An 8,837-nucleotide genomic window follows, 5' to 3' on the forward strand; every position below is an offset into this window, starting at 1 on the left:
ATCCGCCGCCCCATCGGCCACGAGGTCAGGGCAGGATATAGGAATACTTGCCTATCGTCTCCCGGCGCGCTACACTCCTCCCCATGCGCGCCCCACCCCTCCCCCACGCCGCCCGCCTGAGCCCGCCGCGCCCCTGGGCCCCGCTGAGCGATGCGGAATGGCACGCCCTCCTTCCCTACCTCCTGCCCCGCTCGCCGCAGGGCCGGCCCATCCGCGAATTGCGCGCCCGGATGGATGCCATCTTCCATACCGCCTGCTCCCAAGCCCCCTGGGCCGATCTGCCGGACCGCTTCGGCAAGCCGGACACCGTGTCGCGCTATTTCCGCCGCCTCACCCATGCCGGGCTGTGGCAACGCCTGCTGCTCGCCCTGGCCGAGGCCGCGCCGGCCCACCCGCTGCGCGCCATCGAGCACTGGATCTGCCGCGCCGCCCGCCGCGCCCACCGCATCCTCGGCCTGCCGCTGATCCTGCTGGTGCGTCGCATCGGCCTGCGCTCGGCCCTGCCGGCGCCGCCCTGGCTGCTGCCCGATCCGCTTTTGTCCGAAACCCTCGCCGCCCTGCCGGTTCCGGCCGCGCCGCCGCGGGGCCGGGGCGGCAAGGCCTGGCACCGCGCCCTGCTTGGCAGCATGAAGCGGCTGCTGCGCGATGCCGGCGGCCGCGCCCGCATCCCCCGCTCCGTCCGCCTTGGCTGGCCCTGACGCGCCGTGGGGAACGCCGCCATGCAAGCGCCACGGGTGCCACCCCGCGAACAACCCCTGGACAAGCGCCGCGCGGCTGCCGACAAGGCTCCCATGTCGACGCCCGTCCGCCTCGCCCCCGCCCAGCTTGACGCCGAACGCGCCACGCAACTCGCCGCCGAATTCGGCCTGAAGCCGGATGAGTATGAGCGGGTGCTGGCCATTCTCGGCCGCACCCCCTCCCTCACCGAGCTCGGCATCTTCTCGGTGATGTGGTCGGAGCACTGCTCCTACAAATCCAGCCGCGTTTGGCTGCGGCAATTGCCCACCAAGGCGCCCTGGGTGATCCACGGCCCGGGCGAGAATGCCGGCGTGATCGACATCGGGGACGGCCTGGCCGCCATCTTCAAGATGGAAAGCCACAACCATCCCTCCTTCATCGAGCCCTACCAGGGCGCGGCCACCGGCGTGGGCGGCATCCTGCGCGACGTGTTCACCATGGGCGCCCGCCCGATCGCCAACCTGAACGCGCTGCGCTTCGGCGCCCCCGACCACCCGAAGACCCGCCACGTGCTGGACGGCGTGGTGCGCGGCATCGGCGGCTACGGCAATTGCGTCGGCGTGCCCACCGTGGGCGGCGAGGTCAATTTCCACCCCGCCTACAACGGCAACCCGCTGGTCAACGCCATGACCGTGGGCATCGCCCCTCGGGACCGCATCTTCCTCTCGGCGGCGGCGGGCATCGGCAACCCGGTGGTGTATGTCGGCTCCAAGACCGGGCGGGACGGCATCCACGGCGCCACCATGTCCTCCGCCGAGTTCAGCGCCGACAGCGAGGAGAAGCGCCCCACCGTCCAGGTCGGCGACCCCTATGCCGAGAAGCTGCTGATCGAGGCCTGCCTGGAGCTGATGGCCACCGACGTGATCGTCGCCATCCAGGACATGGGCGCCGCCGGCCTGACCTCCTCCTCCGTGGAAATGGCCGGCAAGGGCGGCGTCGGCATCGAGCTGGAGCTGGACACCGTTCCGCAGCGCGAGGACGGCATGACCGCCTACGAGATGATGCTCTCCGAATCCCAGGAGCGCATGCTGATGGTGCTCAAGCCCGGCCAGGAGCCGGTCGCCGAGGCGATCTTCCGCAAGTGGGAGCTGGATTTCGCGGTGATCGGCCACCTCACCGACACCGGCAACATCGTGATCCGCCACAAGGGCCAGCTGGAAGCCGACATCCCGCTCGCGCCGCTGGAATCCGAGGCGCCGCTCTACCACCGCCCGACGGCCGAGACGCCGAAGCAGCCCCTGCTGGACGCCGCCTCCATCCCCGACACGGCGGGCCTCGGCGGCGCGCTGCTGGCGCTGGTGGCCTCGCCCGACCTCTGCTCCCGCCGCTGGATCTGGGACCAGTATGACAGCACCGTGGGCGGCCAGACGGTGAAGCGTCCCGGCGCGGCGGACGCCGCCATCGTCAAGCTGGAAGGCCTGTCCCGCGCCCTCGCCATGACCACCGACGTGACGCCCCGCTATTGCGCGGCCGATCCGGAGGAAGGCGGCCGGCAGGCCGTGGCCGAGGCCTGGCGCAACCTGTCGGCCACCGGCGCCCTGCCGCTCGCCATCACCGACAACATGAATTTCGGCAACCCCGAGAAGCCCGAGATCATGGGCCAGTTCGCCGCCGCCGTGCGCGGCATGGCGAGCGCCTGCCGCGCGCTGGACTTCCCCGTCGTCTCCGGCAACGTCTCCCTCTACAACGAGACCGAGGGCCGCGGCATCCTCCCCACCCCCGCCATCGGCGGCGTCGGCGTGCTGGAGGATGCGGCCCGGGCCGTCGGCTACGGCCTCGGCCCCGACCTCGACCTGATCCTGGTGGGCGACACGGTGGGCCATCTCGGCCAGTCGCTGTGGCTGCGCGAGATCGCCGGGCGGGAAGAAGGCGCGCCGCCGTCGGTGGACCTCGCCGCCGAGCGCCGCAACGGCGATTTCGTGCGCGAACAGATCCTGGCCGGCCGCGTCGCCGCCTGCCACGACTGCGCCGATGGCGGGCTGCTGGTGGCGGTGGCCGAGATGGCCATGGAGGGTAGCGCCGGCGCCACCCTGGCCGCATCGCCGATCCCCGCCGCCCACGCCTTCTTCTTCGGCGAGGACCAGGGCCGCTACGTGCTGGCCGTGGCCGACGGCCGCGCCCTGCTGCGCGCCGCCGAGGCGGCCGGCGTTCCCGCCCGCCCGATCGGCCGTTCCGGTGGCCAGGGCTTGGTTCTGCCGGGCGGCGAAACCATATCCATCGCCGATCTGCGGGACGCGCATGAGCGCTTCCTGCCGGCGCTGATGGCCCGCTAAGCTCGGCCCCAGAGAAGGAGACCCCGCATGGCGATGCCCGCCGCAGAGATCGAGGCCCTGATCAAGGCGGCCTTTCCCGATGCCCAGGTCACCATCGAGGACCTGGCCGGGGATGGCGACCACTACGCCGCGAAGGTGGTTTCGGAAGCCTTCCGCGGCCGCTCCCGGGTGCAGCAGCACCAGCTGGTCTATGCGGCGCTCCAGGGCCGCATGGGCGGCGCGCTGCACGCCCTCGCCCTGCAGACCTCCGCGCCCCCAACCCCTGTTCAGGGAGCTTCCGCATGAGCAATCCGACCTTTGACCGCATCCAGGCCGAAATCACCGAGAATCCGGTGGTGCTGTACATGAAGGGCACCCCGGTGTTCCCGCAATGCGGCTTCTCGGCCCGCGTGGTGCAGATCCTGTCGCACGTCGGCGTGCCCTTCAAGGGCGTCAACGTGCTGGAGGACCCAGAGATCCGGGACGGCATCAAGTCCTTCACCAACTGGCCGACCATCCCGCAGCTCTACGTGAAGGGCGAGTTCGTCGGCGGCTGTGACATCATCATGGAGATGTTCCAGAACGGCGAGCTGACCGCCCTGCTCGACGAGAAGGGCGTGCCGCACCAGGCCGCGGCCGAGTGAGCCGCCGGCCGGCACACGAGAACGACCGAGGGCCCCGAAAGGGGCCCTTTTCATTGGTGCCGTCCGGATGCCGCCTCAACCGCGGCCCGCGGCGGGCGTTGCGCCGGCATGGAGGCCACGCATGACCCGCAATAATGCCCGCACCCTGCTAAACCTGATCCTGCCCCTGGCACAGCCCCTGGTGGGCATGATGGCCCCCGTCTTCGGCATCGGCCACACCCAGGCCGAGATGTCGGCCCGCAGCCAGACCGACGTGGTGCCGGCAGGCTACGCCTTCTCCATCTGGGGCCTGTTGTTCGCCCTCTCCATCGCCTGGGGCATCTGGCAGGTGCTGCCGGATGGCGGCAAGGACAGCCCCGTGGCAAAGCGCCTGGGCTGGCCGCTGGCGGTGACCTTCGGCGCCTCCATCCTGTGGATGCTGCTGGCACAGACCACGGAGAATGGCTGGCACCTGGTGCTGGTGATCCTGGTGGTGCTGGGCGGCGCGCTGACCGCCTTCTTCGCCAACCGGCAGATCGTTCATGCCGGTCAGGCACATGGCTGGCCGGAGCGCTGGATCATTCGGCCGCTGGTGGGGATGCTGGCGGGCTGGGTGTCGGTGGCGGCCTTCGCCAATATTGCAGGCGCCGCGCTGGTCTCGGGCGCCATCCAGGCCGATGGCGTGGCCGGCACCGTGGCCGCGGTGCTGATCCTGCTGGCGGCCGGCGGCTTCACGCTGGGCGTGCTGTGGTTCTCCGGCGGCTCGCCCTGGTATGCAGGCGCCGTGGCCTGGGCGCTGATCGCCATCTTCTACGGCAACACGGTGGAGCGCGACTTCAACGCCGCTATGGCGGTGGCCTCGGTCGCGCTGACGGTGGTGGTGGTGGCGATGGCCTGGCAGCGGGCGCGGGTCGCGGCGCCGCCGCTGTCCGCGGCGCGATGACGCGGCGGGGCCGGCTCAGCCGACCGCCCAGACGGTGTCCTCGGTCCAGCCGAGGGCACGGAACTCCCCTGCCCGCAGCGGCGCCTCGCCTTCGGCAAAGAACTCGTCCAGCTGCGGCGGCTTGATCCCGGTTCCGCTCAGCATGGCGTGCGCCTGGCCGCGATGATGGATCTGGTGCTGGAACAGGTGCAGCAATAGGCGGTCGGCCCGTTCATCCTGCACCTGATGGCCGCGGTGGACGCGGATGATGCGGTCGGCATCCCCGTCCTCCATGGCAGCGCACCAGGCGATCAGCCGGCGGTCGCAATCCGATTGGGCAGCATGCAGCGCCGCCACGGTGCCGCAGGGCTCGGGATCCGCCCAGGCCCGCGGTCCCAGGGTGCCGCCCTCCAGCGCGTCGATGTAGAAGCGGTCGATCACCAGGATGTGGTTCAGCGTCGCCCTGAGGGAGGGGAAGAAGCCGGTGCGCGGCGCGGCAAATTCATCCGGCGTCAGGGCCGCGCAGGCGGTCAGCAGGCGGTGATTGGCCCAGCCATTGTTGTGGGCCATGGCCCGCAGGGCGAGCCGCAGCGAAGCCGGCATAGTCTCATCTCCTCAGCCCCAGATCAGCAGGATCATGGGCGTGCCGATCAGCAGGCACAACAGGGCGAGCGGAGCGCCCAGGCGCGCGTAATCGGCAAAGCGATAGCCGCCGGGCTCCATCACCAGCGTGTTGGACTGGTGGCCGATCGGGCTGAGAAAGGTGCAGGAGGTTCCCATGCACACCGTCATCAGCATGGCGTCCGGCGACACCCCCGCCACCTGCGCCAGACCCAGCGCGATCGGCGCCATCAGCAGCACGGTGGCGTTGTTGGCCATGATCTCGGACAGCAGCATGCAGGCGGCCATGATGGCGGCGATCAGCGCCCAGGCGGGCAGCGCCGCAGCCGGGCCCGAGAAGGTTTCCACCAGCAGCGCCAGGGTGCCGGATTTCTCCATCGCCTCGCCCAGCGGAAACAGCGCGCCGAGCAGCACGATCACTGGCCAGTCGATGGCGGCATAAGCCTCGTCGGGGCGCAGCACGCGGGTGACGATCATCGCCACCAGCACGGCGGCAAAGGCGATGTGCGCCGGCACCAGTTCGAACAGCACGGCCAGGATGCCGAGCAGGAACAGCCCTCCCGCCAGCCAGGCATGGCGCGGCCGGCCGAGGGCCAGGCTGCGCCCGGCGAGCGGCAGCAGGGCCAGCGCCTGGAACGCTTCGGCCCGCTTGTCGGGAACACCCTGCAGCAGCAGCACGTCGCCGCTGCGCAGCACGATGTCGGCCAAACGGTCGGCCACGCGGCGACCCTGGCGGGACACCGCCAGCAGGTTCACCTGGTACTGGCTGCGCAGTCGCAACATGCCAACGGTGCGACCGATCAGCGGCGAGCCGGGCCGCAGCACGGCTTCGGCCGCGTCCACATCGGCGGCGACCAGGGCGCGCAGGCCGGTGGCCTCGGCTTCCTCGATCGCGGTGTCCTCCTCGCCTTCCTTGTGGGTCAGGGCGAGACCTGCCGCCTCCACGAGCGAGTGCAGCGCGTCCGGCGGGCCTTCCAGCAGCAGCACGTCTTCCTGGCGCAGGCGCGCCTCGCCCGGCGGCGCCAGGGTCCGGTTGGGCCCGCGGAACAGGCCCACCACTGTCACATCCTCATCCGCCATGCCCTCCAGCACACGGATGGGCACGCCGATGGCGCGGCTGCCGGCGCAGATCCGCGCCTCGGCCACGTAGTCTCCGGTGTCGGGGCCCGGCACGGCCGGCTTGCCGCTCCGTGCCCCGCCCAGCAGCCGCTCGCCGAGCATCAGATAGGCCAGCCCGGCCAGCGCGATGGGCAGCCCCACCCAGGCGAAGTCGAACAGGGCATAAGGGCCGAGCTCCGTGCGTTCCTGGCGGATCGCGGAGATGATCAGGTTGGGCGGCGTGCCGATCAGGGTGACCAGCCCGCCCAGCACCGAGCCGAAGGCAAGCGGCATCAGGGCGCGCCCAGGCGAGTACTTGTCGCGATAGGCATTGCGTAGGGCCACCGGCATGAACAGCGCCAGCGCACCGACATTGTTCATGAAGGCTGAGAAGCCGGCGCACAGCCCGGTCTGCACGCCGACCTGCAGCCTCGGCTTTCCGCGCATGCCGCCGAGCTGCCTCAGCAGCAGGTCGACCGTGCCCGCGGTCTGCAGCCCCTTGCTGATGGCCAGCACGGCGGCCACCGTAGTGACTGCAGGCTCGGCGAAGCCCAGAAAGGCGGAAGCGGGGGAAACTTGGCCGGTGAGCACCAGGGCCAGCAGCAGCAGCATGGCGACGATATCGTAGCGCACCGGCTGCAGAACGAACCCGGCAAGGGACAGCAGGGTCAGAAGCGAGACGATGATCTGGTCAGAGGTCATGTAGAGATCCGGGACGCGCAAGCCGGAACGGGTGGGTACCCGCCCGGGTTGCGCGCGCGGATCTTACTTCGCGGGCTTCACGCCCATGGCGACGGTGTACTCGTCCGCCCGTGCCTCATAGGTCAGGCCGCTGCGCAAGGCCCAGATGTTCTTCTGCATGTGCAGCGTGATCAGCGCCACATCGTCCATGCCGACCCGCATGGCCTGCTTGAAGATGTGCTCGCGCTTCTCGTCGTCGGCGGTGCGCAAACCTTCCTCAACCAGCGCATCCACTTCCTTGTTGGAGTAGCCGCTGAAGTTGACCGTGCCGAAGCCCTTCTCGGGAATGCGGGTGGTCAGATTGCCGCGCAGGGCGGTCGAGGGCTCGCCGGTGGTGGCCCAGCCAATCAGCATCGCCGACATGTCGTTGCGCGCCTGGCGCTGCGCCAGCACCGAGAAGGGCATGGCATCCACCGTGGTGGCGATGCCGACGCGCTGCCACATCTGCCCGATCGCCTGGATGATCTGGGCATCGTTGACGTAGCGGTTGTTGGGGCCGATCAGGGTGATCTTGAAGCCGTTGGGATAGCCGGCCGCGGCCAGCAGCTTCTTCGCCTCATCGGGCTGGTAGGGCGGGGCAGGATAATCGGCGATGAAGCCGTTGGCGCCCGGTGGCATCATCTGGCCAGAGGGGGTGCCGGCGCCCTGCATCACACGATCCACGATGCCCTGCCGGTTGATCGCCAGGGACAGGGCCTTGCGCACCCGCAGGTCCCGCAACGGATTCTTGTCCAGCTTCTGGCCATTGTTGTCGGTGATGTAGGGCGAGCTGTCATGAGCCGTGTCGAGCTTCAGGTAGATCGAGCGCAGGCTGGGCGTCTCCGAGAAGCCGATCCCGGGGGTGGTTCGCAGCCGTGGCATGTCGGCCGGCGGCACCACATCGATCATCTGCACGTCGCCGGATAGCAACGCGGCGACGCGCACGCCGTCATTGGCGATGAAGCGGTAGGTCACCTGCTTCCAGGCAGGCTTCTCGCCCCAGTAGGTCTCGTTGCGCTCCAGCACGATGCGGTCATCGGGGGTGAAGGAGACCAGCTTGAAGGGACCGGTGCCCACCGTGGCCTTGCCGCTGTTGAAATCTCCGGTCGAGGCATTGTTCTTGATCGTGTCGGAGACGATGAAGATCTGGCTCAGATCCTGCGGCAGCAACGGATACACGTCGCCGGTGTGAAAGCGGATGGTGTAGGGATCGATCACCTCGGAGCGGGTGATCGCTCGGGTGTAGATGGAGAAGGACCCCGGGCTGTTGAGCACGTTGGGCACGCGCTCCAGCGTGTATAGAACATCCTGCGCGTCGAAATCGCTGCCATCGCTGAACTTCACACCGCGGCGGAGCTTGAATTCCCAGGTGGTGTCATCGACCAGCTTCCAGGATTCGGCGAGGCCGGGCTCCAGCTGCGCCTGGGCGTTGCGGCCCACCAGCTTATCGAAGAGGTGCTCCGCCACCATGTTGTTGGGCGACAGCGTATGATAGTGCGGATCCAGCGTCGTCGGCGGCGCCGCCACGGCGAGGCTGAGGTTCTGGGCCCAGGCTGGCATGGAAGCCAATGTGGCCAGGACCGGCAGCGCAAATCGCAGGCCGGTGCGATAGGAAAATGTCATCGGGCGTCTCCGAGCTTCGAACAGTGCCAGCTATGCTCCCAGGCGCGGCCTGTGGTCGGCCGTTGGGCGTGATTGCTGCACGGGATCGCTCTTGAAAGCAACGTCCTGCGGGTTGTGCCGTGATTTTCTGCGCACCCTACGAAAAAAACCCGGCGGACAGCCGGGTTCTTCATACAGTGCGCGTTTGAAAGGATGGCATTGCTTGGATGCGGGGACAGGATTTGAACCTGTGACCTTCAG

8 protein-coding genes are annotated in these 8,837 nt (G+C 69.3%); 5 read left to right on the forward strand and 3 right to left on the reverse strand.

Features of this window, described 5'->3' with window-relative positions; genetic code table 11:
- The first annotated feature begins 47 nt into the window (after nt 1-47).
- The 5 genes from D2K64_RS09525 to D2K64_RS09545 all read left to right on the forward strand — a co-directional run bounded on the left by D2K64_RS09525 (nt 48) and on the right by D2K64_RS09545 (nt 4,556).
- A complete protein-coding gene (locus D2K64_RS09525; protein ID WP_238384107.1) occupies nt 48-698 on the forward strand; it encodes a transposase in 651 nt (216 codons plus the stop codon).
- Nucleotides 699-791: 93 nt separating this feature from the next.
- Nucleotides 792-3,011, forward strand: coding sequence for a phosphoribosylformylglycinamidine synthase subunit PurL (gene purL, locus D2K64_RS09530; protein ID WP_120008136.1), 2,220 nt, complete (start codon nt 792-794; stop codon nt 3,009-3,011).
- A gap of 27 nt (nt 3,012-3,038) precedes the next feature.
- The gene (locus tag D2K64_RS09535; RefSeq protein ID WP_120008098.1) at nt 3,039-3,296 is read left to right on the forward strand and encodes a BolA family protein; all 258 of its coding nucleotides are present in this window, start codon (nt 3,039-3,041) and stop codon (nt 3,294-3,296) included.
- Entirely contained in the window at nt 3,293-3,634 is a 342-nt protein-coding gene (grxD, locus tag D2K64_RS09540; RefSeq protein WP_120008099.1) for a Grx4 family monothiol glutaredoxin, read from the forward strand. Before D2K64_RS09535 ends, grxD begins: the two co-directional genes overlap by 4 nt.
- 121 nt (nt 3,635-3,755) lie before the next feature.
- Complete coding sequence (locus D2K64_RS09545; protein ID WP_120008100.1) at nt 3,756-4,556, forward strand: hypothetical protein; 801 nt, start codon at nt 3,756-3,758, stop codon at nt 4,554-4,556.
- 15 nt (nt 4,557-4,571) lie between these two features.
- On the opposite strand, the gene D2K64_RS09550 is transcribed toward D2K64_RS09545, so the two are convergent.
- The 3 genes from D2K64_RS09550 to D2K64_RS09560 all read right to left on the reverse strand — a co-directional run bounded on the left by D2K64_RS09550 (nt 4,572) and on the right by D2K64_RS09560 (nt 8,597).
- Complete coding sequence (locus tag D2K64_RS09550; RefSeq protein WP_120008101.1) at nt 4,572-5,138, reverse strand: DinB family protein; 567 nt, start codon at nt 5,136-5,138, stop codon at nt 4,572-4,574.
- Nucleotides 5,139-5,150: 12 nt separating this feature from the next.
- Nucleotides 5,151-6,956 carry an SLC13 family permease gene (locus D2K64_RS09555; protein WP_120008102.1) on the reverse strand — a complete coding sequence of 602 codons (1,806 nt, stop codon included), beginning with the start codon at nt 6,954-6,956 and terminating at the stop codon, nt 5,151-5,153.
- A gap of 63 nt (nt 6,957-7,019) precedes the next feature.
- The gene (locus D2K64_RS09560; protein WP_202910603.1) at nt 7,020-8,597 is read right to left on the reverse strand and encodes an ABC transporter substrate-binding protein; all 1,578 of its coding nucleotides are present in this window, start codon (nt 8,595-8,597) and stop codon (nt 7,020-7,022) included.
- Nucleotides 8,598-8,837 lie beyond the last annotated feature (240 nt).

The organism is Teichococcus vastitatis (assembly GCF_003604215.1).
GTDB classification, from domain to species: domain Bacteria; phylum Pseudomonadota; class Alphaproteobacteria; order Acetobacterales; family Acetobacteraceae; genus Pseudoroseomonas; species Pseudoroseomonas vastitatis.

Excerpts from the sequence above, each read along its gene's own strand:
- purL (WP_120008136.1), top strand. The coding sequence starts at position 792 with ATGTCGACGCCCGTCCGCCTCGCCCCCGCCCAGCTTGACGCCGAACGC.
- D2K64_RS09535 (WP_120008098.1), top strand. The coding sequence starts at position 3,039 with ATGGCGATGCCCGCCGCAGAGATCGAGGCCCTGATCAAGGCGGCCTTT.
- grxD (WP_120008099.1), top strand. The coding sequence starts at position 3,293 with ATGAGCAATCCGACCTTTGACCGCATCCAGGCCGAAATCACCGAGAAT.
- D2K64_RS09545 (WP_120008100.1), top strand. The coding sequence starts at position 3,756 with ATGACCCGCAATAATGCCCGCACCCTGCTAAACCTGATCCTGCCCCTG.
- D2K64_RS09550 (WP_120008101.1), bottom strand. The coding sequence starts at position 5,138 with ATGCCGGCTTCGCTGCGGCTCGCCCTGCGGGCCATGGCCCACAACAAT.
- D2K64_RS09555 (WP_120008102.1), bottom strand. The coding sequence starts at position 6,956 with ATGACCTCTGACCAGATCATCGTCTCGCTTCTGACCCTGCTGTCCCTT.
- D2K64_RS09560 (WP_202910603.1), bottom strand. The coding sequence starts at position 8,597 with ATGACATTTTCCTATCGCACCGGCCTGCGATTTGCGCTGCCGGTCCTG.